The sequence below is a fragment of the Hydrogenophaga sp. SL48 genome (assembly GCF_021729865.1).
Lineage (GTDB): Bacteria > Pseudomonadota > Gammaproteobacteria > Burkholderiales > Burkholderiaceae_C > Hydrogenophaga.
The window spans coordinates 1,063,314-1,090,271 of sequence record NZ_CP063400.1 but is presented as its reverse complement, the minus strand read 5'-3'; the positions used below and the strand labels follow the sequence as shown (position 1 = coordinate 1,090,271).

Annotated in this window: 25 protein-coding genes; 14 read left to right on the top strand and 11 right to left on the bottom strand. The window is 68.2% G+C overall.

Annotated elements, in window-relative coordinates; all coding sequences use genetic code 11:
* The first annotated feature begins 4 nt into the window (after positions 1 to 4).
* The 4 genes from IM738_RS05255 (at position 5) to IM738_RS05240 (ending at position 5,418) form a co-directional block, all read left to right on the top strand.
* Positions 5 to 1,261 (top strand): D-amino acid dehydrogenase, encoded by a 1,257-nt coding sequence (locus tag IM738_RS05255; protein WP_236964840.1) that lies wholly within the window; start codon positions 5 to 7, stop codon positions 1,259 to 1,261.
* Between the two features lie 16 nt (positions 1,262 to 1,277).
* Positions 1,278 to 2,666: an L-serine ammonia-lyase gene (locus IM738_RS05250; protein ID WP_236964839.1), complete on the top strand. Its 1,389-nt coding sequence runs from the start codon at positions 1,278 to 1,280 to the stop codon at positions 2,664 to 2,666.
* A gap of 183 nt (positions 2,667 to 2,849) precedes the next feature.
* A complete protein-coding gene (locus IM738_RS05245; RefSeq protein ID WP_236964838.1) occupies positions 2,850 to 4,763 on the top strand; it encodes a B12-binding domain-containing radical SAM protein in 1,914 nt (637 codons plus the stop codon).
* Positions 4,764 to 4,785: 22 nt separating this feature from the next.
* Complete coding sequence (locus IM738_RS05240; RefSeq protein ID WP_236964837.1) at positions 4,786 to 5,418, top strand: glutathione S-transferase; 633 nt, start codon at positions 4,786 to 4,788, stop codon at positions 5,416 to 5,418.
* A gap of 53 nt (positions 5,419 to 5,471) precedes the next feature.
* Here the strand turns inward: IM738_RS05240 and IM738_RS05235 are convergent, their stop codons facing one another.
* Positions 5,472 to 6,131, bottom strand: a complete 660-nt coding sequence (locus IM738_RS05235) for a DsbA family oxidoreductase (protein WP_236964836.1) — start codon at positions 6,129 to 6,131, stop codon at positions 5,472 to 5,474.
* A gap of 104 nt (positions 6,132 to 6,235) precedes the next feature.
* Here IM738_RS05235 and aroE point away from each other — a divergent pair, with 104 nt between their 5' ends.
* Together aroE and IM738_RS05225 are read left to right on the top strand one after the other, a co-directional pair.
* A complete protein-coding gene (gene aroE, locus IM738_RS05230; protein WP_236964835.1) occupies positions 6,236 to 7,057 on the top strand; it encodes a shikimate dehydrogenase in 822 nt (273 codons plus the stop codon).
* A 43-nt stretch (positions 7,058 to 7,100) separates the two neighbouring features.
* Positions 7,101 to 7,952: an EamA family transporter gene (locus tag IM738_RS05225; protein WP_442908512.1), complete on the top strand. Its 852-nt coding sequence runs from the start codon at positions 7,101 to 7,103 to the stop codon at positions 7,950 to 7,952.
* A 226-nt stretch (positions 7,953 to 8,178) separates the two neighbouring features.
* Here the strand turns inward: IM738_RS05225 and IM738_RS05220 are convergent, their stop codons facing one another.
* The 8 genes from IM738_RS05220 to IM738_RS05185 form a co-directional block, all read right to left on the bottom strand.
* Positions 8,179 to 9,147, bottom strand: a complete 969-nt coding sequence (locus tag IM738_RS05220; protein WP_236964833.1) for an alpha/beta fold hydrolase — start codon at positions 9,145 to 9,147, stop codon at positions 8,179 to 8,181.
* 13 nt (positions 9,148 to 9,160) lie between these two features.
* Positions 9,161 to 10,237, bottom strand: a complete 1,077-nt coding sequence (locus tag IM738_RS05215) for an alkene reductase (RefSeq protein WP_236964832.1) — start codon at positions 10,235 to 10,237, stop codon at positions 9,161 to 9,163.
* Positions 10,238 to 10,280: 43 nt separating this feature from the next.
* A complete protein-coding gene (locus IM738_RS05210) occupies positions 10,281 to 10,985 on the bottom strand; it encodes an SDR family oxidoreductase (protein ID WP_236964831.1) in 705 nt (234 codons plus the stop codon).
* 87 nt (positions 10,986 to 11,072) lie between these two features.
* The gene (locus tag IM738_RS05205; protein WP_236964830.1) at positions 11,073 to 12,074 is read right to left on the bottom strand and encodes an NADP-dependent oxidoreductase; all 1,002 of its coding nucleotides are present in this window, start codon (positions 12,072 to 12,074) and stop codon (positions 11,073 to 11,075) included.
* Positions 12,075 to 12,183: 109 nt separating this feature from the next.
* Positions 12,184 to 12,789 carry a TetR/AcrR family transcriptional regulator gene (locus tag IM738_RS05200; RefSeq protein WP_236964829.1) on the bottom strand — a complete coding sequence of 202 codons (606 nt, stop codon included), beginning with the start codon at positions 12,787 to 12,789 and terminating at the stop codon, positions 12,184 to 12,186.
* Between the two features lie 193 nt (positions 12,790 to 12,982).
* On the bottom strand, positions 12,983 to 14,581 hold the full coding sequence (locus IM738_RS05195) for a M28 family metallopeptidase (protein WP_236964828.1): 1,599 nt from the start codon (positions 14,579 to 14,581) through the stop codon (positions 12,983 to 12,985).
* 248 nt (positions 14,582 to 14,829) lie between these two features.
* The gene (locus tag IM738_RS05190; protein ID WP_236964827.1) at positions 14,830 to 15,675 is read right to left on the bottom strand and encodes an NYN domain-containing protein; all 846 of its coding nucleotides are present in this window, start codon (positions 15,673 to 15,675) and stop codon (positions 14,830 to 14,832) included.
* A 46-nt stretch (positions 15,676 to 15,721) separates the two neighbouring features.
* Positions 15,722 to 16,606, bottom strand: a complete 885-nt coding sequence (locus tag IM738_RS05185) for a LysR substrate-binding domain-containing protein (protein ID WP_236964826.1) — start codon at positions 16,604 to 16,606, stop codon at positions 15,722 to 15,724.
* A 183-nt stretch (positions 16,607 to 16,789) separates the two neighbouring features.
* On the opposite strand from IM738_RS05185, the gene IM738_RS05180 reads away from it, so the two are divergent.
* From IM738_RS05180 to IM738_RS05155, 6 genes are all read left to right on the top strand, one after another.
* Complete coding sequence (locus IM738_RS05180; protein WP_236964825.1) at positions 16,790 to 17,539, top strand: SDR family NAD(P)-dependent oxidoreductase; 750 nt, start codon at positions 16,790 to 16,792, stop codon at positions 17,537 to 17,539.
* 174 nt (positions 17,540 to 17,713) lie between these two features.
* Positions 17,714 to 18,700: a TRAP transporter substrate-binding protein gene (locus IM738_RS05175; protein ID WP_236964824.1), complete on the top strand. Its 987-nt coding sequence runs from the start codon at positions 17,714 to 17,716 to the stop codon at positions 18,698 to 18,700.
* 78 nt (positions 18,701 to 18,778) lie between these two features.
* Positions 18,779 to 19,294, top strand: coding sequence for a TRAP transporter small permease (locus tag IM738_RS05170; protein WP_236964823.1), 516 nt, complete (start codon positions 18,779 to 18,781; stop codon positions 19,292 to 19,294).
* A gap of 31 nt (positions 19,295 to 19,325) precedes the next feature.
* Positions 19,326 to 20,585 carry a TRAP transporter large permease gene (locus IM738_RS05165; protein ID WP_236964822.1) on the top strand — a complete coding sequence of 420 codons (1,260 nt, stop codon included), beginning with the start codon at positions 19,326 to 19,328 and terminating at the stop codon, positions 20,583 to 20,585.
* A gap of 32 nt (positions 20,586 to 20,617) precedes the next feature.
* Entirely contained in the window at positions 20,618 to 21,472 is an 855-nt protein-coding gene (locus IM738_RS05160) for a transketolase (protein WP_236964821.1), read from the top strand.
* Complete coding sequence (locus IM738_RS05155; protein WP_236964820.1) at positions 21,469 to 22,473, top strand: transketolase family protein; 1,005 nt, start codon at positions 21,469 to 21,471, stop codon at positions 22,471 to 22,473. The genes IM738_RS05160 and IM738_RS05155 overlap by 4 nt, the downstream gene beginning before the upstream one ends.
* A gap of 36 nt (positions 22,474 to 22,509) precedes the next feature.
* Here IM738_RS05155 and IM738_RS05150 read toward each other — a convergent pair whose 3' ends face one another.
* Together IM738_RS05150 and IM738_RS05145 are read right to left on the bottom strand one after the other, a co-directional pair.
* Positions 22,510 to 24,504, bottom strand: coding sequence for an acyltransferase family protein (locus IM738_RS05150; RefSeq protein WP_236964819.1), 1,995 nt, complete (start codon positions 24,502 to 24,504; stop codon positions 22,510 to 22,512).
* Positions 24,505 to 24,612: 108 nt separating this feature from the next.
* Positions 24,613 to 25,509, bottom strand: coding sequence for a LysR family transcriptional regulator ArgP (locus tag IM738_RS05145; RefSeq protein WP_236964818.1), 897 nt, complete (start codon positions 25,507 to 25,509; stop codon positions 24,613 to 24,615).
* 73 nt (positions 25,510 to 25,582) lie between these two features.
* On the opposite strand from IM738_RS05145, the gene IM738_RS05140 reads away from it, so the two are divergent.
* Positions 25,583 to 26,233, top strand: coding sequence for a LysE/ArgO family amino acid transporter (locus IM738_RS05140; protein ID WP_236964817.1), 651 nt, complete (start codon positions 25,583 to 25,585; stop codon positions 26,231 to 26,233).
* A 9-nt stretch (positions 26,234 to 26,242) separates the two neighbouring features.
* Positions 26,243 to 26,893, top strand: coding sequence for an FMN-binding negative transcriptional regulator (locus IM738_RS05135; RefSeq protein WP_236964816.1), 651 nt, complete (start codon positions 26,243 to 26,245; stop codon positions 26,891 to 26,893).
* Positions 26,894 to 26,958 lie beyond the last annotated feature (65 nt).

The window sequence follows — 26,958 nt, the reverse complement described above, 5'->3', positions numbered from 1 at the left end:
TCCCATGGCACAGCACCTCATCGTCATCGGCGGCGGCATCACCGGCGTCACCAGCGCCTACGCCCTGGCCCGTCAGGGTCACCGCGTCACCCTGATCGAAAAACACCGCTACGCGGGCATGGAAACCAGCCACGCCAACGGCGGCCAGCTCTCGGCCTCCAACGCCGAAACCTGGACCCACCCGTCCACCCTGCTCAAGGGCATCAAGTGGATGCTCAAGGCCGACGCACCGCTGCTCGTGAACCCCAAGCCCAGCTGGCACAAGCTCAGCTGGTTCGCCGAGTTCGCGGCGTCGATCCCCAAGTACCGCGACAACACCATCGCCACCGCGAAGTTGGCGATCGCTGCGCGCGAGCACCTGTTCGGCTGGGCACAGGCCGAGGGCATTGATTTCGACCTGAAGCAACAAGGCATCCTGCACATCTACCGCGACAAGGCCGGCTTCGACCACGCGGGCGAAGTCTCCAAGCTGCTGGCCGAAGGCGGCCTGCCGCGCCGCGCCGTCACGCCCGACGAGATGCGCGCCATCGAGCCCACACTGGCCGGTGACTACCACGGTGGCTACTACACCGAGAGCGACAGCACCGGTGACATCCACAAGTTCACCCACGGCCTGTCGCTCGCCTGCGAGCGAATGGGCGTGAAGCTGCTGACCGGCCACACGGTGACGCGTGTGCAGAGCGACGGCAACACCGCGCACGTCACCCTGTCGAATGGCGAAGTGGTCAGCGGCGACGCGGTGGTGGTCTGCGCCGGCGTGCACAGCCGGGCGCTGGGCGCTCAGCTGGGCGACCGCCTCAACGTCTACCCGGTCAAGGGCTACTCCATCACCGTGATGCTGAACGATGAGCAGAGCCAGGCCGCTGCGCCGCAGGTCAGCCTGCTGGACGACGAGACCAAGCTCGTCACCAGCCGCCTGGGGCAGGACCGATTCCGCGTCGCGGGCACGGCCGAGTTCAACGGCATGAACCTGGACATCCGCGCCGACCGCATCCGCCCGCTGGTCAACTGGGTCAACCAGTGTTTCCCGGGCGTGAGCACGCGCCGGGTCGAGCCCTGGGCCGGCCTGCGGCCCATGATGCCGGACATGCTGCCGCGCGTCGGCCCCGGCCGCCGGCCCAACGTGTTCTACAACACCGGCCACGGTCACCTGGGCTGGACGCTCTCGGCCATCACCGCGCACCAGCTGACCGGCCACGTGGCACAGTGGCAGGCACAGCATCGCCACACCCGCGTGGTGATGCCCGCCCCCGCCGTCTGACACCCAAGGAACCGCCATGGCCATCTCCGCGTTCGACCTCTTCAAGATCGGCATCGGCCCCAGCAGCTCGCACACGGTAGGGCCCATGCGCGCGGCCCGCCTCTTTGCGGCCGGTCTGCAGGCGCAAGGCCTGCTCGAACGCGTGGCCCGGGTGCACTGCGGGCTGCATGGCTCGCTGGGGGCCACCGGCAAAGGGCACGGCAGCGACAAGGCGGTGCTGCTGGGCCTGTGTGGCGAGGAGCCCGAGACGGTGCCCATCGAAGCGGTGGAGCCGACCATCGCCGCCATCCGCAGCGCCAGCCGCCTCCCGCTGATGGGCTGCCATCACATCGCCTGGAACGAACGGGACGACCTGTCCTTCTTCCGCGCGCCACTGCCCTTCCACGCCAACGGCATGCGCCTCTCGGCCTGGGACGCGGCGGGGGTGCTGCTGTCGGAACGCACCTACTACTCCGTGGGCGGTGGCTTCGTGGTCAGCGACGAAGTGGCGGCCGACGGCGAGCGCCAGAAGGTGATCGCGCCCGACGCCACGCAACTGCCCATCCCGTTCCGCACCGGCGACGAACTGCTGCAGCGCTGCCGCGAACACGGTCTGTCCGTCGCCGGGGTGATGCGCGCCAACGAGCGGCACTGGCGCAGCGACGCCGAGGTGCACGCCGGGCTGCTGCGCCTCTGGGACGTGATGCAGGCCTGCGTGCGCCGCGGCTGCACGGCGGAGGGTGTACTGCCGGGTGGATTCAAGGTCCGCCGGCGCGCACCGCAGCTTTACCGCGACCTCACCGAACACCCCGAGAAGGCGCTGACCGACCCGCTGGCCGTGCTCGACTGGGTCAACCTCTACGCACTGGCCGTCAATGAAGAAAACGCCGCCGGTGGCCGGGTGGTCACGGCGCCCACCAACGGCGCGGCCGGCATCGTGCCCGCCGTGCTGCATTACTACCGCCGTTTCGTGCCCGGCGCGAACGACGACGGCGTGGTCGACTTCCTGCTCACGGCTGCGGCCATCGGCATCCTCTACAAGGAGAACGCCAGCATCAGCGGCGCCGAGGTGGGCTGCCAGGGCGAGGTGGGCGTGGCCTGCTCCATGGCGGCCGGCGCCCTGTGTGCGGTGCTGGGCGGCACGCCCGAGCAGGTGGAAAACGCGGCCGAGATCGGCATGGAACACCACCTGGGCCTGACCTGCGACCCGGTCGGCGGCCTGGTGCAGATCCCCTGCATCGAGCGCAACGCCATCGCCTCGGTCAAGGCCATCAACGCCGCCCGCATGGCGATGCGCGGCGATGGCGTGCACCACGTCAGCCTGGACAAGGTCATCAAGACCATGCGCGAGACCGGTGCCGACATGAAGACCAAGTACAAGGAGACCTCGCGCGGCGGCCTGGCGGTGAACATCGTGGAGTGTTGACCCCCCCTGCGCCGCGGGGTTTGCCCCCCCCGCGCCGCCTTCGGCGTCACCCCCCCAGGGGGCGATGCGGGTGGCCCGGCAAAGCCGGCTCCACCGCATCCTTGACGGGGGCACGCGTCGCCGGATGCACTGCGGGCGGCCTTCTGGGCTAAGCTTGCCCGCTCACTCTCTCCCCACGCGCGCATGACCACCGATTTCCGCGTGCTGAGCCTCATCCCCCCGATGACGCAGCTCAACACGCCCTACCCCTCCACCGCCTACCTCACCGGCTTCCTGCGTTCGCGCGGCATCGATGCGGTGCAGGAAGACCTGGCGCTGGCGCTGGTCTTGAAACTGTTCACGCCGGCCGGGCTGGAGGCCGTGCGCGGCCGTGCGCTGGCCCTACCCGAGGCACAGCGCTCGGGCAGCGTGCACGCTTTCCTCGACCAGTTCGAGCACTACCGGGGCACCATCGGCCCGGCCATCGCCTACCTGCAAGGCCGCGATTCGACGCTGGCCCACCGCATCGCCGCGCGCGGCCTGCTGCCCGAAGGCCCACGTTTCTCGGCGCTCGACGCCTACGAAGACGATGGCAGCGGCGACCCGCTGGCCTGGGCCTTTGGTGCGCTCGGCGTGCAGGACAAGGCGCGCCACCTCTGCACGCTCTACCTCAACGACCTGGCCGACGTGCTGCGCGACGCGGTCGACGATCGTTTCGAGTTCGTGCGCTACGCCGAGTCGCTGGCCAGCAGCCAGCCCAGCTTCGACCCGCTGGCCGGAGCGCTGGCCGCGCCGCCCACGCTGGTGGACGATCTGCTGAGCGACCTGACGCTCGCCGCCATCCACCGCCACCAGCCCACGCTGGTGCTGCTCTCCGTGCCCTTCCCCGGCTCGGTGTACGCGGCGTTTCGCATCGCGCAGACCATCAAGGCCCACAACCCGCACATCCGCATCGCGCTGGGTGGCGGCTTTGTGAACACCGAGCTGCGTGAACTGTCGGACCCGCGTGTCTTTGACTTTGTGGATTTCGTGACGCTGGACGCGGGCGAACGCCCGGTGCTCTCGCTGATTGAACATCTGCATGGGCAACGCGGGCGCCAGCGGCTGCAGCGCACGTTTGTGCGGGAGAACGGCGAGGTCAGGTACATCAACCTCGCCGAGCCCGACATCCCGTTCGAAGACGTGGGCACGCCCACCTGGGACGGCCTGCCGCTGGAACGTTACCTGAGCCTGCTCGACATGCTCAACCCCATGCACCGCCTCTGGAGCGACGGCCGCTGGAACAAGCTCACCGTGGCGCACGGCTGCTACTGGAAGAAGTGCAGCTTCTGCGATGTGAGCCTCGACTACATCGGCCGCTACGAAACCGCCACGGCAGGGAAGCTGGCCGACCGCATCCAGCAGATCGTCGAAGAAACCGGCCAGACCGGCTTCCATTTCGTGGACGAGGCCGCACCGCCCAAGGCGCTGAAAGCACTGGCCGAAGAGCTGATCCGCCGCGACCTGCACATCAGCTGGTGGGGCAACATCCGCTTCGAAAAAACCTTCACACCCGAGCTGGCCGAGCTGCTCGCGCAGAGCGGCTGCATCGCCATGAGCGGTGGCCTGGAAGTGGCGAGCGACCGCCTGCTCAACCTGATGAAAAAAGGCGTGTCGGTCGAGCAGGTGGCGCGTGTGACCAAGGGCTTCAGCGACGCCGGCATCCTGGTGCACGCTTACCTGATGTACGGCTTTCCCACGCAGACGCTGCAGGACACGGTGGACGCGCTCGAATACGTGCGCCAGCTGTTCGAGGCCGGCTGCATCCAGAGCGGTTTCTTCCACCGCTTCAGCTGCACCGTGCATTCGCCCGTGGGCATGGACCCGGCGGCCTATGGCATCGAACTGATCCCGCTGCCGCCGGTGAGCTTTGCCAAGAACGACATCGGCTTCATCGACCCCACCGGCACCGACCACGACGCGCTCGGCCAGGGCCTGCGCAAAGCGATCTACAACTACATGCACGGCCTGTGCGTGGAAGACGACGTGCGCCGCTGGTTCGAGCACCTGCCGCAGCAAGTGCCGAGATCGACCGTCAAGCGCGGAAAAATCGCCAAGGCGCTCGCCGCCCACCACTGACCCCCCTCACCGGAGACAGCACATGAAGCTCATCGGCATGCTCGACTCGCCCTATGTGCGCCGCGTCGCCATCTCGCTGCAACTGCTCGACCTCCCGTTCGAACACCAGTCGCTCTCGGTGTTCCGCGGGTTTGACGAGTTCAGCCGAACCAACCCGGTGGTGAAAGCGCCCACGCTGGTGTGCGACGACGGCACGGTGCTGATGGACTCGACGCTGATCCTGCAGTACGCCGAAGCACTGGCCCACCCACGCAGCCTGTTGCCCACCGAGCCGGCCGCTCTGGCGCAGGCGCTGCGCGCCACCGGCTTGGCCCTGGCCGCGTGCGAGAAAGCGGTGCAGATCGTCTACGAGCGCGGCCTGCGGCCGGCCGAGAAGCAGCATGAGCCCTGGGTCACGCGGGTGACCGGGCAACTGCTTGCCGCCTGCGGCGGCCTGGAGGCCGGGCTGAACGCGCAGACACTGAACGTTTCGCACGCCACGCTGGGCCAGGCCGAGGTGAGCACCGCCGTCGCCTGGCAGTTCATCCAGCAGATGCTGCCGGACGTGGTGCCCGCTGAGCGCTACCCGCTGTTGTGTTCGTTGTCGCAGGCCGCCGAAGCGCTGCCCGAGTTCTGCGCCGCACCCCACGGCGACAGCACCTACCGCGCTGCCTGAGCCTTGGCAGGGCTTGCGCCCAACAACGCCTGCCGCTCACACGCGGGTATCCCTCACCCGGCCTCCGCAGCGATCTGGCGCAAGGCCTGCTCGAACACCGCGGCCGGCTGGCCACCCGAGATCAGGTGGCGTTGATTGACGATCACGGCCGGCACCGAGCTGATGCCGGCGCGGGAGAAGAACTGTTCGCGCTCGCGCACCTCGTCGGCAAATTCGCCGCTGGCCAGCACGGCCTGGGCGCGCGCCCTGTCCAGCCCCACCGCCTCAACAGCGGCCAGCAGCACCGCGTGGTCCGCCGGGCTTTCTGCACGGCCGTGGTAGGCGGTCAGCAGCGCTTTCTTCAGCGCGTGCTGCTGGCCGGGGGCGCCCTCCACATCCGCCCAGGCCAGGAGGCGGTGCGCGTCGAAGGTGTTCCAGATGCGGCCGCGGCCTTCGGCCTTGAACGTGAACCCGGCCTCGGCACCGCGCTGGCGGATCGTTTCGCGGATCTGCGCCTGCTGTTCGGCGGTGCTGCCGTACTTCTGTGTCAGGTGTTCGGTGACGTCCTGGCCCTCGGGGCCCATCTGCGGGTTCAGCTCGAAAGGCTGGAAGTGCATCTCGACCGCGATGTCGCCCTGCACGGCGCCCAGGGACTGTTCCAGCGCGGAGAGGCCGATCGCGCACCAGGGGCAGGACACGTCGGACACGAAATCGATTTTGAGGTGTGTGGTCATGGGTGAAGATGGTACGGCGCGGGCATGACCCGTGCCCGCGCGCGGGCTTGCGCGACAATCGACGTTTCGCCTCTCAAACGCCCCCTTCTTTGCTTCCACGCACCATGACCGACCGCTACGCCGTCATCGGCAACCCCATTGGCCACAGCAAGTCGCCGCTGATCCACAGCGCTTTCGCGCAGGCTACCGGCCAGGACATCGAATACACCGCCATCGAGGGCCCGCTGGACGGCTTCAAGGCCACGGTCGAGGCCTTCATCGCCGCCGGCGGACGCGGCATGAACGTGACGATTCCCTTCAAGCTGCAGGCCTTCGAGATCGCCACCGACCCGATGGAATCGGCCCGCCTCGCTGGCGCGGTGAACGCGCTCAAGTTCGAGGGCGGCCGCATCCACGCGCAGAACTTCGACGGTCTCGGCCTGGTGAACGACATCCAGCGCAACCTGGGCGTGTCGCTCGCGGGCAAGCGGGTGCTGATCTGCGGCGCGGGCGGTGCCACGCGCGGCGCCATCCTGCCGATCGCGATGCAGAAGCCGGCCCTGATCGCCATCGCCAACCGCACCGCCGACAAGGCCCATGGCCTGAAACGCGACTTCGCGGCCCACGCCACGCTGCAGACCGGTGGCTACGACGAACTGGTTGGCGAGCGTTTCGACGTGGTGCTCAACGCCACCTCCACCGGTCTTTCGCAGGCCGATCTGCCGCTGGCGGCCAGCGCCTTCGCGCCCGGCGCGCTGGCCTATGAGCTGGTGTACGGCAAAGGCCTCACGCCCTTCCTGAAGCAGGCCCAGGCCGCCGGCGTCACCCGGATCGCCGATGGCGTGGGCATGCTGGTGGAGCAGGCGGCCGAGGCCTTCGAGTGGTGGCGCGGCGTGCGCCCTGACACCCAGCCGGTGATCGCGCGTTTCACTGTGCCGCTGGTCTGAGCCCGCTTTGACCTCGCAACGCTGGTCACAGGCCGTGCCCCTGATGGCCGTGTTCGGCTCGGTGGTGGCGCTGGGCATCGGCACCTCGTTCGCCAAACAGCTGTTCCCGCAGGTGGGCTCGCTGGGCACCACCGCGCTGCGGGTGGGCTTTTCGGCGCTGCTGTTGCTGCTGATCTGGCGCCCCTGGCGCTGGCCGCTCTCGCGCGCCGACGCCAGGAGCCTGGTGCGCTACGGCGTGGCGCTGGGCTGCATGAACCTGATGTTCTACCAGTCGCTGCGCACGATTCCCTTCGGTGTCGCGGTGGCCATCGAGTTCAGCGGGCCGCTCGCGGTGGCCTTCTTTTCGTCGCGCCGGGCCATCGACTATGTGTGGATCGCGCTGGCCATCGTGGGCCTGGGCCTGCTGCTGCCGCTGGGTCATGACGTGGCCAGCCTCGACCCCGAAGGCGTGGTGTTCGCACTCGGCGCTGCGGTGTGCTGGGCTTCGTACATCGTGTTCGGCAAACGCGTGGGCCACCTGCACGCCGGCCATTCGGTGGCACTGGGCCTCACCATGGCCGCGATCACCGTCGTGCCTTTCGGCGTCTGGCACGCCGGCAGCGCCCTGCTGGACCCGGGCATCCTGCTGTACGGGCTGGGCGTGGCGGCGGTGTCCAGCGCGATCCCGATCTCGCTGGAGATGGTGGCGCTCAAGCGCCTCTCACACAGCGCGTTCGGCGTCATGGCCAGCATGGAGCCGGCCGTGGCCGCGCTGCTCGGCCTGCTGGTGCTGGGCGAGCAGCTGAGCGGCCTGCAGTGGCTGGCCATCGGCTTCATCATGGCCGCAGCCGCCGGCAGCTCGGTGACCGCGCAGGCCAACACCCACCACGGACCCGCCGACGAAATCGTGCAGTGATCGCTTCGCGGCGACGCGATCAGGGTTGTCACGGCCTGCGCCACGAACGCCGGGCTCTTCGGCGACGCGTTCTCGATCCACGGGTGCTCGCCCTCGCCAGAGGTGGCGTGGAACGCGGCGTCGGTGCCGCCGGGGCAGACGCAGGTCACGCACAGCGGCGCGCCGCGGTGCCCGTCCTGGAGACCCTCGATCGGGCCGCTGGCGGTGGCCGCAGCCCTGGCCAGCGTCAGCGGGCCAGAAACTCGAGCGTGCTGCGCACGAAGTCGGCGTGAAACTGGAAGACACCGCCGTGTCCGGCATCGGGGTAGATGACCAGCTGGCTGTTCGGCAGCCGCCGCGCCAGGTCGTGCGTGTTGACCGTCGGGACCATGCGGTCCTGATCGCCGTTGACGACCAACACCGGCTGCTGGACCACCGACAGATCGGCGGGCGCCTTCTTGCCCCACACGCGCAACGCCTCCAGCTGTGCCATGAATGCACTCACAGAGATCTCGGTGTCGCGGTTCTCGGTGCGTTCCTTCAAGCGCGCCAGGAAGGCCTTGCCAGCCTCGATGCCACCGGGGGTCCGCGTGAAGAACAGGAACTGCTTGGCGTCCTGCCCGGTGAAGAAGCCCCGGGCCATGTCGTAGACCGTCACGCCCGCCACGGTGCTGATACCTTCGCCGCCCGCAGGGCCGGTGCCCGCGAGCACCATCTTTCGCACGAGTGGCGGCTCCTTCAGCACGATTTCCTGGGCAACCATGCCGCCCAGCGAGAAGCCCAGCAGGTCCACCTTCTGGAAGCCCTTGGCCTTGATGAAGGTGATGGCATCGGCCGCCATTTCTTCCACCGAACTCGACGGCGAGCCGCTGGAGGCCCCGATGCCCCGGTTGTCGAAGGCGATGACGTGGTGCTGGGCCGCGATGCCGTCGATGATGCGCGGGTCCCAGTTGTCCAGCACCGCGGCCAGGTGGGTCAGCATCACCACGGGCGTGCCGCCGTGGTGCTGGCCCAGCTCGCGGTAGGCGAAGGTCACGTCGCCGGCCGTGAGGGTCTGGGTGGGCACGTTCTTCCAGGTGACTTCGGACTTTGGTCCTGCCGCCAGCTGGCCTTGGTTCGCAACGGTGGCGACAGGCTCTGCCGCCCGCAGCGTGGGCGCCTGGAGGGTCGTGGACAGGGCGAGCCCCAGCATGGCCGTCTTGAGCAGGTGTTTCATCGTGGGCCTCCCCTCAGGCGCTGAGCGCCGGGTAGTCTGTGTAGCCCTGGGGGCCGGGGGTGTAGAAGGTGGTCATGTCCAGGGGGTTCAAAGCCGCCTTGGCCTGCATGCGCTCGACGAGGTCGGGGTTGGCGATGAAGGGGCGGGCAAAGGCGATGAGGTTCGCGTGACCCGCATGAAGTGCGCTCTCGGCACTGGCCCGATCGAAGCCTCCGGCCAGGATGAACACGCTGTGGAACGCCACGCGAAGGCGGAACTTGAACTCGGCGGGCACGGGCGGCGCGCCCAGGGCCGAGTGGTCCAGCAGGTGCAGGTACAGGATGCCCATCTGCGACAGCGCTTCGGTGAGGGCCAGGACCTGCGCCTCGACGTCGGGGTAGGCGCCCATGCCGTTGAACACGCCGTAGGGCGACAACCGGATGCCCACCCGGTCCGCGCCGATGGCGGCGACCACCGCGCGCACCACCTCCAGCGCGAAGCGGTTGCGGCCTTCGATGCTGCCGCCGTAGCCGTCGGTGCGGTGGTTGACGTTGGCGTTCAGGAACTGCTCGATCAGGTAGCCGTTCGCCGCGTGCAGCTCGACGCCGTCGAACCCCGCTTCCATCGCCAGTTGGGCCGACTGGGTGTATTCCGCCACGGCGTGGTGGATGTCTTCTTCGCTCATGGCGCGGGGCGCGCTGTGCGGCTGCATGCCCTGGGTGTCGGTGAACATCTCGCCGGGGCAGACCTCGGCGGTCGGCGCGAGCACTTCGGCGCCGGCCGGCAGGTTGGCCACATGGCCCACGCGCCCCGTGTGCATCAGCTGGACAAAGATCTTGCCGCCTTGGGCGTGCACGGCGTCTGTCACCTGCTTCCAGCCCTGCACATGGGCTTCGTTGAACAGGCCCGGGATGCGGGCGTAGCCCAGACCGTTGGGCGAGGGCGAGGTGCCCTCGGTGATCATCAGGCCGGCCGAAGCCCGCTGGCCGTAGTACTCGGCCATCAGGGCATTGGGCGTGTTGTGGTCCACCGCGCGGCTGCGCGTCATGGGCGCCATGACGATGCGGTTGCGGAGCTGCAGGGAAGGCGCGGAGAGCGGGGTGAAGAGCATGGCGGTCTTTCTGTGGGGTGGTGTGGGTTCAAAGGGGCTGGGCTCAAGCACCCTGGGGCAGGTAGACCGGGCGCGCTGCCGTCAGGCCCTGCCGGACCTGCTCGGTGAGTACATCGGCCAGCACCTCGTCGGCACCCGCTTCCAGCCCGTCGAGCGCCCGCTGCACGATGGTTTCGGCGCTGCTTTTGGGGACCTCGAATCCACGCGTGAGGTCGGTGTCGACATAGGCCATGTGCAGGCCCAGCACCTGGGTCTTCTGCGCGGCCAGCTCGTGGCGCAGGGCATTGGTCAGCGACCACGCCGCCGACTTGCTGGCCGAGTAGGCGGCCAGCTCACCACCGTTGACCCACGACGCCACGGACAAGACGTTGAGCAGCGCACCACCGCCGTTGGCCTTGAGCACGGGCGCAAACCCCTGGCTCACGTTCAGCACGCCGAAGAAGTTGGTCTCGAAGATGCGGCGCGTCACCGCGTCGCTGTCGGGCGAAAGGAAACCGCCGGGCTGGGCAATGCCCGCGTTGTTGATCACCAGGGTCACGTCGGTGGCCAGCTGTGCGGCGGCCGCGATCTGCTCGGGCTGTGTGACGTCGAGCCGCAAGGCCTGGACACCCGGCAAGGTCACGGTGGCAGGGTCGCGTGCGGCGGCGTAGACCTTGCGGGCGCCACGCGCCAGCAGTTCGCGGGCAAAGGCCAGGCCGATGCCTCGGTTGGCGCCTGTGATGAGGACGACGGCGTTTTGAATGTTCATGAGGGGCTCCAAAAAAAGTGGGGATACGGTTTTCACATGACGCTCGTCATATGTATAGGCGAACAAAAATCGGATGGGTGAAAAGGTTCAGCGAAGCTTGATGACCACCTTGCCTTTGGCGCGGCCGCTTTCGACGTAGGCCAGGGCCTCGTTGGTGGCGTCAAACGGGAAGACCTTGTCGATCACCGGGCGGATGGCGCCCGACTCGATCAGCGGCGTGATCTGCCGCAGCTGGCTGCCACTGGCCTTCATGAACAGGAACGAATAGCCGACCCTCAGGTGCTGCGCTTGCCAGCGAACGCCGAAGCTGATGGCGCGCATGACCTGCTGCACCAGCCAGTTGGCCTTGATGTCCCGCGCAAACTGCGGATCGGGTGGCCCCGAGATGGAGATGAGGTGGCCGCCTGGCTTGAGCACGCCCAGGGACTTCGACAGGGTCTTGCCGTCCTGGCTGTTGAGCACCACGTCGCAGTCGCTCAGTTGCTCTTCGAAGTGGTCCTTTTTGTAGTCGACGATCACGTCCGCACCCAGGCTTTTGACCAGGGCGGTATTGCCCGCGCTGGTGGTGGTGGCCACCGTCGCGCCCAGGTGCTTGGCCAGCTGGATCGCGAACGTGCCCACGCCACCAGAGCCCGCCTGGATAAAGACCTTCTGACCCGCCTTGAGCTTCGCGCGTTCCACCAGCGCCTGCCAGGCCGTCAGGCCCACCAAGGGGATGGACGCGGCCTCTTCCATGGTGATGTTTTTCGGCTTGATCGCCACCGAGTCTTCCTTGACGGCAATCCGCTCGGCGAAGGTGCCGATGCGGAAATCATCGGGCCGGGCGTAGACCTCGTCGCCCACCTTGAACTGGCGCACCCGCGGTCCGACACGGACCACCACACCGGCCACGTCATGACCCAGGATCAAGGGCGTGCGGTACGGCAGGATGAGCTTGAACTCGCCGTTGCGCAGCTTGACGTCCAGCAGATTCACCGCGGTCGCGTGCACCTCGATCAGCACATCGTCTTCACGCAACTCCGGTTCCGGCACCTCGGCGGCCCGCAGTGTTTCTTTCTTCCCGTAGCGGTCCAGGACGAAGGCTTTCATGGCGTTTCCTTTTTCAGAAGCGAGCAAGAGACCGACCCGGCGGACCGGGATGGGAGAGATTTTGACATGATGATCATCATACTTAAAGGCAAAAAAAACAGGCCCATGATCAGGCCTCCGAAGGATCCAGGCGCTTCAAGGCGGCACTGCACAGCGCGTCCGACAACGCAGGGTCATCGACAGCACGGGCCAGCACCAAGGTGCCCACCATGGTGGCCACCGTCACCAGCGCGCGCTCGTGGGCGCCGGGCTGCCCCCAATCCGGTGACTGACGAGCCACCAGATCGATCATCTCCTTGATGCGGCGCGTGGCGGCCCGGCGCACTTCGGGCGACTGGCGGGGCATTTCAGAACCCAGGGCTGAAACAGGGCAACCCGTCTCGATGCCCGCCAGGTGCTCCTTGGAAAGATAGGTCTGCATCAGCGCCTGCAAGGCCTGCTCGGGTGGCGCAGCGGCGACGACACTGGCCGCGAAGGCATTGGACTCGGCTCCCGCCCGGTCCGCCGCCTCGGCCAGCATGGCTTCGCGGGACTCGAAGTGGGCATAGAACGCACCGTGCGTCAGACCCGCCTCTTTCATGATGTCGGCCACCCCGGTACCGTCGTAGCCGCTGCGCCGGATGGCGCGGGCAGCGGCCTGCACGATGCGCTCGTGCGAGGCTTCTTTGGCGGCGGTTCGGATGTTGGTTGGCGATTTTCGCATGATTCGCATCATACAACCGATCTGAAGAATGGGCAACCCCGTGTGGAGAAGGCCCGAATCAGGACCGACATGTGTTGCCCACTGGTGACCATCGGCGCCAGGGGTCCGCGGCGCATCGGCGATGACGCTCACCCTGCACTGACCCCCGCCCATCCGGGAAGGCCCCATGCCAGCCGCAAGGCGGGCATGGGCCTTCAGAGAGCGATCAGTTCGCCGAAGGCACCGGGTGCAGCGGCTTGAGCGCCGGCATGCGGAAGTTGCCCTTGCCGCGCTGGTCGTTCACGGTCGAGGTGTTCATCGAAAACAGCAGCGTGGTGTAGGCCACCGCGTCGGCGTTCACGTCGAGGGCCGTGTCGTTGTTGTTGGCAAAGGTGTCGCAGGCCTGGTGGTAACACGGGTCGTAGGGCTGGCCTGCGGTGCCGCCCCAGGTCACCGCTTCGGCGGCGGTCTTGATGCCTTCGGCCCCGGTGAACAGCCCCCCCGCGGGGATCAGGTTCTGGATGAAGGCACGGTAGTCCGAGCGTCCGTCGAAGTCGGTGCCCTTGAACGGCACGCCGCGCTGCATGTAGAAGGACTCGAACGCCTTCTCGATCTGGTCCGATCCGCCGGGGCCGGGGCCTTCGCCCGTGGCGTCCGAGTCGTCGCCGTCGTAGACGAAGAACACGTGGTTGGGCGAACCGATCATGTCGAAGTTCAGGTACAGCGCGATGCGCTCCTTCTCGGCCTGGGACAGGGCTTCCACGTAGTTCGTGGAGCCCACCAGCCCCGACTCTTCCGCGCCCCACAGAGCGAAGCGCAGCTTGTTGCGGGGCTTGACCTTGGCCATCTGGACCGCGGTCTCCAGGATCGCCGCGACGCCCGAGCCGTTGTCGTTGATGCCCGGGCCTTCGTTGACCGAGTCGAGGTGCGCTCCCACCATCACCACGTTGTTCGGATCACCCGAGCGCGACTCCGCGATGACGTTGCTGGTGGTCGCTTCGCCGCGGAAGGTGTCGGTCTTCAGGCGCAGCACCAGCCCCGGTGTGGCCGCCAGTTGCTGGCCGAGGGCCTGGGTGATCCCGGTGACGCCGATGTCCAGCGTGAACGCCTCGCCCAGCGTGCCGTTGAGGTCGCCGGCGGTGTTGTTGTAGATCACGACGCCGCCGGCCCCGGCGGCCTGCGCGTTGGCGGCCTTGAGGGCGAAGGGACAGGCCCCGCGGCTGATGAGCGCGATGTTGCCTGCCGGGAAGCCCACGAAATCCGCGGCCTCGCAGCCCGGGGTGCCGTCACCCGGCGGGGGGGTCAGCGCCGTCACCGGGGCGGTCACATCGCCGCTGCCGGAGTACTCCATGACGTTGTTCGCCAGCGGGCCGGCCGGGCCGGGCGACACCTGCTCCAGCACCGTGGGCGAGAGCGTGATGAAGGTCTGGAACTGGAAGTCCGTGACGGTCACCCGGTAGCCCGCGTCGCGCAGCACCTGCGCCGCGTAGTCCACCGAGGCGTCGTAGCCCGGCGTGCCCGAGGTGCGGATGCCGTTGTTCTCGTCGGCAATGGTCTGCAGCGCCTGCTGGTGGCGCCGCACGCCGTCGAGCGTGACGCACTCCAGCAGTTTGTTGAACGTGTTGTTGACCCGGTTGAGGCAGCTGGAGGACTCCCCCGCTGCAGAAGCGCCGGCAGGCGCCAGCTTGGCCACGGCCGCGTCGCCGGACGCGTCGCTGCCGCCCTCGCCACCTCCGCCGCAGGCCACCAAGAGCATCGCCGCGAGCGCTGTCGCGCTCCACCGTCCACGGGCCAGGTGCCCACCATCCATACCGCTCTTCTTCATGTCCGTCTCCTGTGTGTTGTTGACGTCATCGGGTCCCGCCGCCATCGATCCACGGGCTTGCCGGTCGGCACCGACCGCGAGGGGGAAATCAGCGTACTCCCCTGCGCAGGACGGCCACAAGGGCACTTACAGACAGACACGACTGAAACGGATTGAGTCCTTCAACGAAGAAAGGGGGCAGCGTCGGCCCGGGGCCTGACCATGGGGTGCTGCGCGCCAGCTGTCGCCTGGCGGTGCGCTGAACGCGCTCAGACGGAAGGCGGAGGCGACACGAGGCGAACCTCGTTGGGCTGCCGGCCGGGGCGGAGCTCGAAGTGCTCGGGAAACTTCTTGAACAGCTTGGTCGACAGCGCGCTCTTGCCCAGCAAACCGCCATCGCGCAGGGCCTTGGCCACGTCGCCCAGCGGCTGCCAGGCACCGGCTTCGAAGGCCGGCACCGCAGCGAGGATGCGCGACACCGTGAGGCCGTCGGCGGGTGCGGCCGGTTTCGCGGCGGTCTTGCGCGCGGGCTCCTTCGGCGCAGGCGGGGCCGCGGGCGCTTCCTTGCGGGCGGCCGCCTTCTTGGCCGGCACCTTTTTGGCCGCGGCCTTGGTGGCCGGCGCCGCCGCGGGCGCGGCGCGACGGGCCTTCGCGGGCGCGGGCGACGGCGCGGGCGACGGCGACGTCCGCCGGGCCGACGCGGCGTGGCCCACGTACAGCACGCGGTCGTAGGCCGGCACGGCCTCGGGCGCCATCTTGCTGGCCTCGGAGACGCAGACCACCTGGATGCCCCGCTCCCGCAGCCGCACCACCAGCGGCAAGAAGTCCGCATCGCCCGAGCCGATCACGATCATGGCAGGCGCCGGCTGCTGGCAGGCGAACGCCATGGCGTCGGCCGCGAGCGCGATGTCGGTGGTGTTCTTGCTCAGCGACAGGTTCACGAACGGCCGGATGGCCCAGGTGCGCAGCGTGTCGGCCAGGCCCTTGAGGTTTTCGGCGCTGCCGTAGGCCCGTCGCACCGCGATGCTGCCCTCGGCGTTTTCGAGCGCCTGGAAAGCCTCGTCCACCCAGGCGGGCGAGGAAAGGTTGTCCGCATCGATCAAAAATACCCGCATGGTGGTGTCCTCCTGGTGGAGCCTGCAATGTACACAGGCGGCGGGGTCAGGTCTTCGCCGCCTCGCTGTGCAGCCACGACAGAAACGCCTCGACCGCCGGCCGCTTGGCATGGCGCTCCGGGTAGACGGCAAAGTGCGCCTTCACGCGAATGACCTGGTCCATGCCGAACGGCGCCTTGAGCTTGCCGTCGGCCAGGTGGCCGCCCGCATTCATCGCGCTCTCCAGCGCCACGCCCAGGCCCTGCGTCGCGGCATCCAGTGACATCTGTGCCCGGTCGAAGCGCAGGGAAAAGCGGTCGGGGGCCCGCAGCTTCGTGAAGCGGCCGAACCAGTCGGACCACTGCACGATGCTCACATTGCTCTGGATCAGCGGCAGCTCGAGCAACTGCTCCACCCGCTTGAGCTTGTGCTGCCGGATGAAGGCCGGGCTGGCCAGGGGCACGATGGCTTCTTCGAAGAGGGGCTCCACCACCAGGTCGCCCCACTGCGGGATACCGTAGCGGATGTCGATGTCCGACTGGCCGAGTGCGAAGTCGCTGGGCGTGTGGGCGGCCGAGAGGTTGAGCGAGATGTCCGGGTAGGCCTGTGCGAAGCGGTGCAGGCGCGGCATGAGCCACAGGCTGGCGATGCTGGGCGCCGAGTGCACATACAGGCTGTTGCGGATGCCCTGGCGCAGGTCGTCGGTGGCGGTCGCGATGGCATTGAGCGCGGCCCCCACGTGCAGCAGGTAGTGCTCGCCCGCCGGGCTCAGGCGCACCCCGTGCGCGCTGCGCTCGAACAGGCGGATGCCCAGGTGCGACTCAAGCCGGGACACCTGGTGACTGATGGCCGACGCGGTGAGGTGCAGCTCGGCCGCGGCGAGGGCAAAGCTGCGGCGCCGCGCCACGGTTTCGAAGGCCTGCAGGTTGGCAATGGGGGGCAATGCGGCCATGGGGTCAACCCTGACGTCAAATGACAGATCTTCATCTTACGCTGACATTTCATCGCTTGTCATCAACTTGCATGGCTTTCAGAATCCGCTCCAAGAACAGGAGACAAGGCACGCGATGTGCCACCACAGACAACCCCGCTCTGTGCGACTCCTGAGCTGTTCAACCCACAGGAGACAAAACCCATGCTGCTCAAAGACCAGGTTGCCATCATCACCGGCGGTGCCGGCGTCAATGGCCTCGGCTTCGCCACCGCCCGCCTGATGGCCGCCCAGGGCGCCAAGGTCGCCATCCTCGACCTCGAACGCGCCGACCCGGCCGGGGCCGCCGCCCAGCTGGGCGCGGGCCACATTGGCCTGGTGGCCGACGTGACCGACAAAGCCTCGTGCGACGCCGCCGCCGCCGCGGTGCTCCAGGCCTTCGGCCGCATCGACACGCTGGTGAACAACGCCGGCATCACCCAGCCGGTCAAGACGCTGGAGATCACCGGCGCCGACTACGACCGCATCCTCGACGTGAGCCTGCGCGGCACGCTCTACATGTCGCAGGCCGTGCTGCCCGCCATGCGCTCGCAGCAGAGCGGCTCCATCGTCTGCATCTCGTCGGTGTCGGCGCAGCGCGGCGGCGGCATCCTGGGCGGCCCTCACTACTCGGCCGCCAAGGCCGGCGTGCTGGGCCTGGCGCGTGCCATGGCGCGCGAGTTCGGCCCCGAGAACATCCGGGTCAACTGCATCACGCCCGGCCTGATCGGCACCGACATCATCAAAGGCAAACTCACCGAAGAGAAGAAGGCCGAGATCGCCGAAACCATCCCGCTGGCCCGCCTGGGCCGCGCCGACGACATCGCCGGCGCCTGCGTGTTCCTGGCCAGCCCGCTCTCGACCTACTGCACCGGCATCACGCTCGACGTGAACGGCGGCATGTTGATTCATTGACCCCCCCCCCGCGCCGCCTGCGGCGTCACCCCCCAGGGGGCGGCACTGGCCGTCCGTCCTGAGCTTGTCGAAGGGCGGCCCGGCGGTGCCTCTGGGTTGGACCGTTGCAGGCGCCGAGGCGCACCGATTCAAGAGAACCCTTCACCTTCACCCACAACCACCGGAGACAACACCATGCAACGCAAGACCTTCACCCGCACCCTGCTCGCCGTGGCCGCACTGGCCGCCGCCCTGCCCCTCGCCGCCCAGGCCCAGACCACGAAACTCACGTTGGGCCACGGTGCCGCGCCGGGCAATCCGCGCCACGAAGCCGCCGTCAAGTTCGCCGAGGTGCTCAAGGCCAAGAGCGCTGGCCGCATCGAGGTGCAGGTCGCCCCATCAGGCCAGCTCGGCGACGATGCCGCCATGGTGACGGCGGTGCGCACCGGCGCGCTCGACATGACGGCCAACTCGCAAGGTGCGGTGTCGTCCGCCGTGCCCGAGTACGCGGCCTACGGCATGCCTTTCATGTTCTCCACGCCGGCGCAGGCCTTCAAGCTGCTCGACGGCCCGCTGGGCCAGGAGCTGGCGCAGAAATCGGCCGACAAAGGCATGGTGGTGCTGGGCTACTGGGACAACGGCATCCGCCACATGACCAACAGCAAGCGCCCCATCGGCAAGGTCGAGGACATGAAGGGCCTGAAGATGCGCACCCCGCCCGACGCGGTGCTGGTCGACATCATGCAGGCCCTGGGCGCCGAGGCGCAGCAGATCAAGTTCGCCGAGCTGTACGTGGCCTTGCAGCAGGGCGTGGTGGACGGCCAGGAGAACCCGCTGGTCAACATCCACGCCAGCAAACTGTATGAAGTGCAGAAGCACCTGGCGCTGACCAGCCACATGTTCCAGATGACGCCGTTCCTGATGAGCAAGCGCAGCTGGGACCGCCTCTCCGAAGCCGACCGCAAGGCCGTGACCGAGGCCGCGGCGGAAGCCACCGCGCTGCAACGCAAGCTCTCGGCCGACGCCGACGCCAAGCTGCTCGACGACCTCAAGGCCAAGGGCGTGCAGGTGACCACGGTGGACAAGGCCGCGTTCGCCAAGGCCACCGCCGCGGTGGACGACAAGTGGCTGGCCACGCCCATCGGCCCCTACCTCAAGAAGGTCATCGCCGCCACGCGCTGATCGCCTCGCGCGCTCCAGCCAGTCCTTCCCTTCAGCCGCTGCAGGGGCCCAGGCCCCTGCAGCACAAGGAGTCTTCCGATGAACTTCATCGAACGGGCCGTCGTCGGCTTGTGCCGTGTGCTGCTGTGGATCAGCACGGCCGTCATCTTCGCGATCCTCGTGGTCAACACCGTGCTGCGCTACGCCACCGGCAGCAGCCTGCAATGGGCCAACGAAGTGCCTGAGCTGCTCTTTCCCTGGCTGGTCATGTCGGGCGTGGTGCTGGCGGCCGCGCACGGCGCCCACATCACCACCAGTTTCCTGATGGACACCGTGCCGCCTGCGCTGCGCCGCTGGACGGCCATCGGCACCTGGCTGGTGGTCGCGGCCCTCTACGGCACGCTGGCCTGGGCCACATTCCAGATGCTGGAGATCGTGCACGACGAGAAGTCGGCCATCCTGCAGGTGCCTGGCTCGTTCACCTACGGCTGCGTCATGGTGGGACTGCTGATGCTGGGCCTGCTCGCATGCAAGTCGGCCTGGAACGCGTGGCAGGCACCACCGGTGGAACACGACCCGGGTGACGAACGCGCCGTGCCTGAAGCGCACTGGTAAGCCACTGCAAACCCTGCCCAAGGAACACGCCATGAGCGCCCTCATTCTTCTTGTCTTTCTCGCTGCGGCCGTGCTGGCCGTGCCCATCGCCCACGCGCTGCTGATCGCGGCCATGGCCGCCGCCGCCACCTCCGACCGCGTCCCGCTGGACCTGCTGGTGCAGCAGATGGTGGCCCAGGTGCAGAGCTTCCCGCTGATCGCCATTCCCTTCTTCATGCTCACCGGCTCGCTGATGATGGGCGGGCGCCTGGGCGCGGCGCTGGTCGGCGTGCTCAGCACGCTGATCGGCCGTTTCCACGGTGGTCCGGCGCAGGTGGGCGTGCTGTCGTCCACGCTGTTCGGTGGGGTCTCCGGCTCGGCGGTGGCCGACGCTTCGGCCATCGGCTCGCTGCTGATCCCCTGGCACAAGCGCCTGGGTTATCCACCGGCGTTCTCGGCCGCCACGCTGGCCGCTGCGGCCACCATCGACATCCTGATCCCGCCGTCGATCCCGATGATCCTGTTCGCATTGACGGCCAACGCCTCCATCGCAGCGCTGTTCGTCGCCGGCATCCTGCCGGGCATGCTGATGTGCGGCGGGTTCATGTTCATGTGCTGGTGGGTGGGCAAGCGCCGCAACTTCCCACGCGACACCACGCCGATGGACTGGCGCGTTTTCCGCACCCACCTGAAGTACGCGTCGCCCGCTCTGCTGCTGCCGGTGCTGATCGTGGTGTTCCTGCGCTTCGGCATCGCCACGCCCACCGAAGTGGCCGTGCTGTCCACCTTGTACGCCGCCGCCGTGTCGGTGGTGGTCTACCGCGACCTGTCGTTCAAGCGCCTGAACGACGCGGTCGTGTCCGCTGGCCTCGCCACCGGTGTGGTGCTGCTGGTGATCATGGCCTCGGCCGCGATCGGCTGGCTGCTGACCTACGACCAGATGCCCGCCGGCGTGGCGAACTGGATCACGCAGAACGTGAGCCAGGACTGGATCGTGATCCTGATCATGAACCTGCTCATGCTGCTCATCGGCATGTTCATCGACCTGCCCGCCGCCGTGCTGCTGCTCACCCCGGTGTTCCTGCCATTGGCCGCCAGCATCGGCATGGACCCGGTGCAACTGGGAATCATGATGGTCGTGAATCTGGCGGTCGGGCTCTACACGCCCCCGGTGGGCACCACGCTCTTCATCACCAGCGCGCTGGCCAAGGTCAAGGTCGGCCAGACGGTGCGCGAACTCGGCCCCTTCTATTTCGTGGCCTTCCTCGTCCTCGCGCTGGTCTCCTACGTGCCTGCATCGATCCTGCGCTGAGCACCTCCCCCTTTCTTTTCAGGAGCATTTCCATGACTTCATCCGCAGACCAACTTCCTGCGTTGGCGCAGTGCGCCCACCGCATCCGCCGCTACGCCCTGCGCATGGGCGAGGTCCAGGGCCAGGGCTACATCGGCCAGGCCCTGGGCTGGGCCGACGTGCTGGCCGCTGCCTACGGCCACGCGCTCAACTTCAAACCCGAAGACCCCGAGTGGGAAGGCCGCGACCGCTTCCTGCTCTCGCACGGCCACTACGCCATCGCCCACTACGCGGCGCTGATCGAAGCCGGGATCATTCCCGAGGAAGAGCTGGAAACCTACGGCAGCGACGACAGCCGCCTGCCCATGTCGGGCATGGCCACCTACACGCCGGGCATGGAAATCTCGGGCGGCTCGCTGGGTCAAGGCCTGCCGATTGCGGTGGGCATGGCGCTGGGCCTGCGCCACAAGCAGAACCCGGCCTTTGTCTACAACTCCATGAGCGACGGCGAGCTCGACGAAGGCTCCACCTGGGAAGCCGCCATGTCGGCCGCACACCACGGCCTCTCCAACCTGATCTGCCTGGTCGACATCAACAACCAGCAGGCCGATGGTCCATCGAGCAAGGTGCTGGGCTTCGAGCCGCTGGCCGACAAGTGGCTGGCCTTCGGCTGGCACGTGCAGCGCATCGACGGCAATGACATGGCCGCTGTGCGCGCCGCCTTCGACACGGCGCGCAACCTGAAAGACGCCAAGCCCCGCGTGATCCTGTTCAACACCCTGATGGGCAAGGGCGTGCCTTTCCTCGAAACGCGTGACAAGAACCACTTCATCCGCGTGGACCCGCCCGAGTGGCAGCAGGCCCTCGCCGTCCTTGACCAATCCGCGCCCGAAGGAGCCGCCGCATGAACACCGTTGTTGAAAAGAAACCCCGCCTCACCACCTCGGCCATGATCGCGTCCATCGCGAGCGAAGGCCAGCGGGTGAAGGCCGCACCCTTTGGCAAGGCCCTGGTCGAGCTGGCCGCGAACCGGCCCGAGATCGTCGGCATGACCGCCGATCTCGGCAAGTACACCGACCTGCACCTGTTTGCGCAGGCCTTCCCCGAGCGCTACTTCCAGATGGGCATGGCCGAGCAGCTGCTCATGGGTGCGGCCGGCGGCATGGCCAAGGAAGGCCTGATGCCCTTCGTCACCACCTACGCCGTGTTCGGCACGCGCCGCGCCTACGACTTCATCCACCAGGTGATCGCCGAGGAAAACCTCAACGTCAAGATGTGCTGCGCCCTGCCTGGCCTCACCACCGGCTACGGCCCCAGCCACCAAGCCACCGAAGACCTGGCCATGATGCGCGGCATCCCCGGCCTGACCATCATCGACCCGTGTGACGCGCTGGACATCGAACAGGCCGTGCCGCAGATGGCTGCCCACGACGGCCCGGTCTACATGCGCCTGCTGCGCGGCAACGTGCCGCTGGTGCTGGACGAATACGACTACAGCTTCGAGCTCGGCAAGGCCAAGCGCCTGGTGGATGGCAACGACGTGCTCATCGTCTCCAGCGGCTTCATGACCATGCGCGCACTGGAAGTGGCGCAGGCGCTCAAGGCCGACAACATCGGCGTGGCGGTGCTGCACTGCCCCACCATCAAGCCGCTGGACACCGCGACCCTCCTGGCCGAGGTGGGCTCCAAGCCGCGCCTGGTGGTGGTGGCCGAGAACCACTCGGTGATCGGCGGCCTGGGCGAAGCCGTGGCCAGCGCGCTGTTGCAGAACGGCGTGCAGCCCGCGCGATTCCGCCTCGCGGGCCTGCCCGACGCCTACCTCGACGCCGGCGCCCTGCCGACGCTGCACGAGCGCTACGGCATCAGCACCGAGGCGCTGTCAGGCCGCGTCAAGGCCTGGCTGGCCTGACGGGCGCTCGGCGCACCGCCACGTGGCCAGGCCGCATCAGCGCTGGCCCAGGATCAGCGGTGCGATCTGATCGACGTAGTACGTGGCTGCGGGCAGCGACAGGTGCCCGTAGTCGAAGCTCAGGGGCTCGGCGGACCCCGGCCCCATGCGCGTCAGGCAGCCGTCCTTGTTGCAGAAGTAATCCATCCCCGAGATGAACTCGATGCCCATGGCGGCGGAACGCCGGCGCATGTCGGCCGTGGCGGCCTTGACGTGGGGGTCCAGGTACTCGTCACCCAGGCGCAGCGGCAGACGCTGCTGCTCTTTCCACAGCTTCAGCAAGACCTTGGGCAGGTCCTCGCGCCAGTACGGCACCGCGCCGAGCAGCACGATGCGTTTGACGCCGGCCTTCTTGAGTTCGGCCACGGTCGGCTCCAGGCCACGGATGTCCTTGTAGCGGCCCTTGACCTTGCCCTCGTGCCACCAGGCGTACAGCACCACGATGTCGGGCTTGGTCTCGCGGATCACGCGGATGGTGTCGTCGTTCAGGCTCTGGCACAGCGGGCGTGGTTCGATGCCCAGGATGGGCGGGCAGATCGCGGCCGTGCGCTCCCCGAGACCGAAGCTGTATTTGCCGCTGTCCTGCAGCGCCTTGAAGCCCGGGTACAGCGAACCGGCGTGCGAGTCGCCCCAGAGGAAGACCAGGGGCCGCTTTTTCTCGACACAGAACGGCTTGAAGTTGCTGGGCGGCAGGTTGTAGTCCAGCATGCAGTCGCCGTCGCGCCAGCCCTCGATGACCGCAGGCTTCCCGCCTTTGGTCGAGAGCGTGGCCAGCAGCTTCTGGATCTGCTCGGGCGAGCCGTCACGGGCCGCCTGATTCGCTGCCTGGTTCGCCGCCAGCATCTGCAGGCGCTCCGGCTGCCCCTCCTTTCTGTAGATGGTGAAGCCGGTCAGACCGGTCACCGCCACGGCGGCGCTCAGGGTCACCGTGGTGAAGCGCCACTGGCGCCAATGCCCGAACCGGATCGGCTGTTCGACCAGCCGGTACGTGAGCCAGGCCAGCAGCACCGCGAGCAACATCCAGCCGACCTGGTGCAACGCGGGGGGCACCCCTCCGTGCTCGATGTGCGGGAAGGCCAGCAGCGGCCAGTGCCACAGGTAGAGGGGGTAACTGATCAGACCGATCCAGACCATGGGTTTGCTCGACAGCACATACCGGTTGAACCAGCCCCGGGGGCCGGCAGCGATCAGCAGGCAGGTGGCCAGGGTGCCGAAGAAGGCCCAGCCACCGGGAAACCGCCGTTCAGGGTGGAGCTCGACCATGACCAGCACCAGCAAACCGATGCCCAGGCTGGAGAGCCACTGCGCCCGGCGGGCCGTGACGGGCACCGGTGCACCCGGGGCCGGACGGCTGGCGGCCAGGTAGGCCCCCATCATCATTTCCCAGAAGCGGCCCAGCGGGTTGTAGAACGCCGAGTTCGCATCCCCCCGCACCAGCCAGAGGTTGAAACCCAGCGAGAGCAGCAGCAGGACCAGGACCCAGATCTTCTTGGGCTGGTGCCAACGGTGCAGCGCCACCAGCACCAGCGGCCAGAACATGTAGAACTGCTCTTCAATGGCCAGCGACCACAGGTGCAGCAGCGGTTTTTCGACCGCCGAGGCATCGAAATAGCCCGCCTCCCGCCAGAAGGCGAAGTTCGACATGAAGAAACTGCCGGCCACCGCGTGTTTGCCCACCGCCTTGTAGTCCAAGGGCGAGAGCACGAACCAGCCGTAGACCAGCGTGAAGGCCAGCACCAGGAACAGGGCGGGAAAGATGCGCTTGACCCGGCGGGCATAGAAGTCCGCGAAGCTGAAGCGGTTGCGCGCCAGGTTGTCCAGGATGATCGAGCTGATCAGGTAGCCCGAGATCACGAAAAAGATGTCCACCCCGATGAAGCCACCCGGGAACCACTCGGGGAAAGCGTGGTGGATCACCACAGCAGATACGGCAATGGCGCGCAGGCCATCAATGTCGGGGCGGTAGTGGTCTGGGTGAGGGGAATGCGACATGAAACGGGGATGAATGGCGGGAAAGCAGCGTCGCATCCTAGCAAACGACAGGGACACGCCCGTGGGTACCAGCGGCCTGCCAAGGTCATTGAAGGGCGACCGCAGGGCTCACAGTGGCCGCAGGGCGTCGCGAGCGGCCGCCAGCATCTGCCGCGTCAGGCCGTCGAGCAGGCCGGAGGCGGCCCGCGCCGTCTGCCAGTGCAGCGGCACGTCCAGCGCCTGCCCGGGCACCAGTTCGGCCAGCGAGCCGTCGGCCAGGTGCGGCGCGATCAGCGCCTCGGGTTGCAACCCCCAGCCCATGCCGGCCAGCGCGGCGGTCACGAAGGCCTGGGATGACGGCAGGGTGTGGCGGGGCAGCTCCACATGGCGGTGGCACAGGCGCCGCACCCAGCGCGCCTGCAGCTCGTCCTTGGTGTTGAACACCAGGCTGGGCGCGTGCGCCAGGCTGCCCGCGCCCACCCCATCGCCGAAATAGCGCGCCACGAAGGCCGGGCTGGCCGCCGCGAGGTAGCGCATGGCGCCCAGCGGCTGGCTGTTGCAGCCGGCCGCCGGCCGGGCGTGGCCGGTCACGGCCGCGAGCACCGCGCCGGTGCGCAGCCACTCGGCGGTGTGGTCCTGGTCGTCCACGCTCACGGCCATCAGCACCGGGGCCTGCGCGGCGAACGCGGCCAGCGCGGGCGCGAACCAGGTGGCCAGGCTGTCGGCGTTGACCGCCACCGGCAGCGCCACCCGCGTGCCACCTTCGGGCGCGAGGGCCGGCAGCGCGTCGTGCAGTTCGTGCTCCAGCAGGCGCACGCGGTCCATGTGCTGGCACATGCGCCGGCCCGTGTCGGTCGGCAGGCAGGGCTGGCCGCGCACCACCAGCGCGCAGCCCACCCGCTCCTCCAGCAGGCGCACGCGCTGCGAGATGGCCGAGGGCGTCACGTGCAGCGCGCGGGCCGCACGGTCGAAACTGCCTTCCCGCACCACGGCGGCCAGGGCATGGAGGGCGGCATAGTCCAGCATGAATGCAGTTTTTCTTAATCGGGTGAAGGAAAGACAGTTTGCCTTCATCAGACAACGCAGGCAATCTCGGTGCATGAACGCTGTTCCCGTCCCCGCCTCGCTGGTGTTGCCCGTCTTCGCCCAGGGCCTGATCCTGAGCCTGGGCCTCATCGTCGCCATCGGCGCACAGAACGCCTTCGTGCTGCGCCAGGGCCTGCGGCGCGAGCACGTGGGCAGCGTGGTGCTGTTCTGCGCGCTGGCCGATGCGGCGCTGATCACCGCCGGCGTGCTGGGCATGGCGCAGGCGCTGGGCAGCAGCCCGGGCCTGGCCCGCGCGCTGGCGCTGGCCGGTGCGGCCTTTCTGGCGGTGTACGGTTGGCGGGCGCTGCAGCGCGCGAGGCACGCGAGCCAGTTGCAGGCGGCCGAAGGTGGCGCCGGCCTGAGCCTCGGCACAGCCATGGCGCAGGCCGCCGCCTTCACCCTGCTCAACCCGCACGTCTACCTCGACACCGTGCTGCTGGTGGGCAGCATCGGCGCCCAGCAACCCGCCGGGCTGCAAGCCTGGTTCGTGGCGGGCGCGAGCATCGCCAGCCTGGCCTGGTTCAGCGCGCTGGGCTTCGGCGCGCGCTGGCTCGCGCCGCTGTTCGCCCGGCCCCGCGCCTGGCAGGTGCTGGACGCATTGATCGGTGTGACGATGTGGGTGCTGTCGGCGATGCTGGTGCGTCACGCGCTGCAAAACACCTGAGGCCCACCCATGTACCTGCCCCCCTGCCACCGGCTCACCGACCGGGACGCCCTCTTCTCGCTGATCGACGACCACCCGCTGGGCACCTGGGTGTGCCAGGGACCGGGCGGCCTGACCGTGAACCACATCCCCTTCCTGCTGGACCGCCGCCAGGGCCCGCACGGCACCCTGCTCGGCCACGTGGCCCGAGCCAACACCGTCTGGCGAGACCTGCACACGGCAACGCCGTGTGTCGTGGCGTTCCAGGGCCCGCAGGCCTACATCACACCGGGCTGGTACCCGGGCAAGGCCGAGCACGGCCGCGTCGTGCCCACCTGGAACTACACCGCCGCCCACGCGCACGGCGTGGCGCGCGTGATCAACGACCGCGACGCGCTGCTCGACCTGCTGAACCGCCTCACACACGCGCACGAAGCCCGGCAAGCCACCCCCTGGCGCGTGGCCGATGCGCCCGCGCCGTTCATTGACCAGATGCTGCGCGCCATCGTCGGCATTCAGATCCCCATTGACCGGCTCGAAGGCAAACTCAAGGCCAGCCAGGACGAAGCCCGGGCGGACCGGGTGGGCACCGTGAACGGGTTGCGGGCCTGCCCCGGCGAGGCCACGCAGGCCATGGCCGAGCTGGTCCAGCAGGCCCTGGACACCGACACCCGGCCCTGACACCCTGTGCCCGCCACCCGCCAGAACCGATACCGATACAAACCCCTTCTCAGCACCCAGCACCC

What these genes read in the sequence shown, in the direction of transcription:
- IM738_RS05255 (WP_236964840.1), top strand. Translation starts at nt 5, where the DNA reads ATGGCACAGCACCTCATCGTCATCGGCGGCGGCATCACCGGCGTCACC.
- IM738_RS05250 (WP_236964839.1), top strand. Translation starts at nt 1,278, where the DNA reads ATGGCCATCTCCGCGTTCGACCTCTTCAAGATCGGCATCGGCCCCAGC.
- IM738_RS05245 (WP_236964838.1), top strand. Translation starts at nt 2,850, where the DNA reads ATGACCACCGATTTCCGCGTGCTGAGCCTCATCCCCCCGATGACGCAG.
- IM738_RS05240 (WP_236964837.1), top strand. Translation starts at nt 4,786, where the DNA reads ATGAAGCTCATCGGCATGCTCGACTCGCCCTATGTGCGCCGCGTCGCC.
- IM738_RS05235 (WP_236964836.1), bottom strand. Translation starts at nt 6,131, where the DNA reads ATGACCACACACCTCAAAATCGATTTCGTGTCCGACGTGTCCTGCCCC.
- aroE (WP_236964835.1), top strand. Translation starts at nt 6,236, where the DNA reads ATGACCGACCGCTACGCCGTCATCGGCAACCCCATTGGCCACAGCAAG.
- IM738_RS05225 (WP_442908512.1), top strand. Translation starts at nt 7,101, where the DNA reads ATGGCCGTGTTCGGCTCGGTGGTGGCGCTGGGCATCGGCACCTCGTTC.
- IM738_RS05220 (WP_236964833.1), bottom strand. Translation starts at nt 9,147, where the DNA reads ATGAAACACCTGCTCAAGACGGCCATGCTGGGGCTCGCCCTGTCCACG.
- IM738_RS05215 (WP_236964832.1), bottom strand. Translation starts at nt 10,237, where the DNA reads ATGCTCTTCACCCCGCTCTCCGCGCCTTCCCTGCAGCTCCGCAACCGC.
- IM738_RS05210 (WP_236964831.1), bottom strand. Translation starts at nt 10,985, where the DNA reads ATGAACATTCAAAACGCCGTCGTCCTCATCACAGGCGCCAACCGAGGC.
- IM738_RS05205 (WP_236964830.1), bottom strand. Translation starts at nt 12,074, where the DNA reads ATGAAAGCCTTCGTCCTGGACCGCTACGGGAAGAAAGAAACACTGCGG.
- IM738_RS05200 (WP_236964829.1), bottom strand. Translation starts at nt 12,789, where the DNA reads ATGATGCGAATCATGCGAAAATCGCCAACCAACATCCGAACCGCCGCC.
- IM738_RS05195 (WP_236964828.1), bottom strand. Translation starts at nt 14,581, where the DNA reads ATGAAGAAGAGCGGTATGGATGGTGGGCACCTGGCCCGTGGACGGTGG.
- IM738_RS05190 (WP_236964827.1), bottom strand. Translation starts at nt 15,675, where the DNA reads ATGCGGGTATTTTTGATCGATGCGGACAACCTTTCCTCGCCCGCCTGG.
- IM738_RS05185 (WP_236964826.1), bottom strand. Translation starts at nt 16,606, where the DNA reads ATGGCCGCATTGCCCCCCATTGCCAACCTGCAGGCCTTCGAAACCGTG.
- IM738_RS05180 (WP_236964825.1), top strand. Translation starts at nt 16,790, where the DNA reads ATGCTGCTCAAAGACCAGGTTGCCATCATCACCGGCGGTGCCGGCGTC.
- IM738_RS05175 (WP_236964824.1), top strand. Translation starts at nt 17,714, where the DNA reads ATGCAACGCAAGACCTTCACCCGCACCCTGCTCGCCGTGGCCGCACTG.
- IM738_RS05170 (WP_236964823.1), top strand. Translation starts at nt 18,779, where the DNA reads ATGAACTTCATCGAACGGGCCGTCGTCGGCTTGTGCCGTGTGCTGCTG.
- IM738_RS05165 (WP_236964822.1), top strand. Translation starts at nt 19,326, where the DNA reads ATGAGCGCCCTCATTCTTCTTGTCTTTCTCGCTGCGGCCGTGCTGGCC.
- IM738_RS05160 (WP_236964821.1), top strand. Translation starts at nt 20,618, where the DNA reads ATGACTTCATCCGCAGACCAACTTCCTGCGTTGGCGCAGTGCGCCCAC.
- IM738_RS05155 (WP_236964820.1), top strand. Translation starts at nt 21,469, where the DNA reads ATGAACACCGTTGTTGAAAAGAAACCCCGCCTCACCACCTCGGCCATG.
- IM738_RS05150 (WP_236964819.1), bottom strand. Translation starts at nt 24,504, where the DNA reads ATGTCGCATTCCCCTCACCCAGACCACTACCGCCCCGACATTGATGGC.
- IM738_RS05145 (WP_236964818.1), bottom strand. Translation starts at nt 25,509, where the DNA reads ATGCTGGACTATGCCGCCCTCCATGCCCTGGCCGCCGTGGTGCGGGAA.
- IM738_RS05140 (WP_236964817.1), top strand. Translation starts at nt 25,583, where the DNA reads ATGAACGCTGTTCCCGTCCCCGCCTCGCTGGTGTTGCCCGTCTTCGCC.
- IM738_RS05135 (WP_236964816.1), top strand. Translation starts at nt 26,243, where the DNA reads ATGTACCTGCCCCCCTGCCACCGGCTCACCGACCGGGACGCCCTCTTC.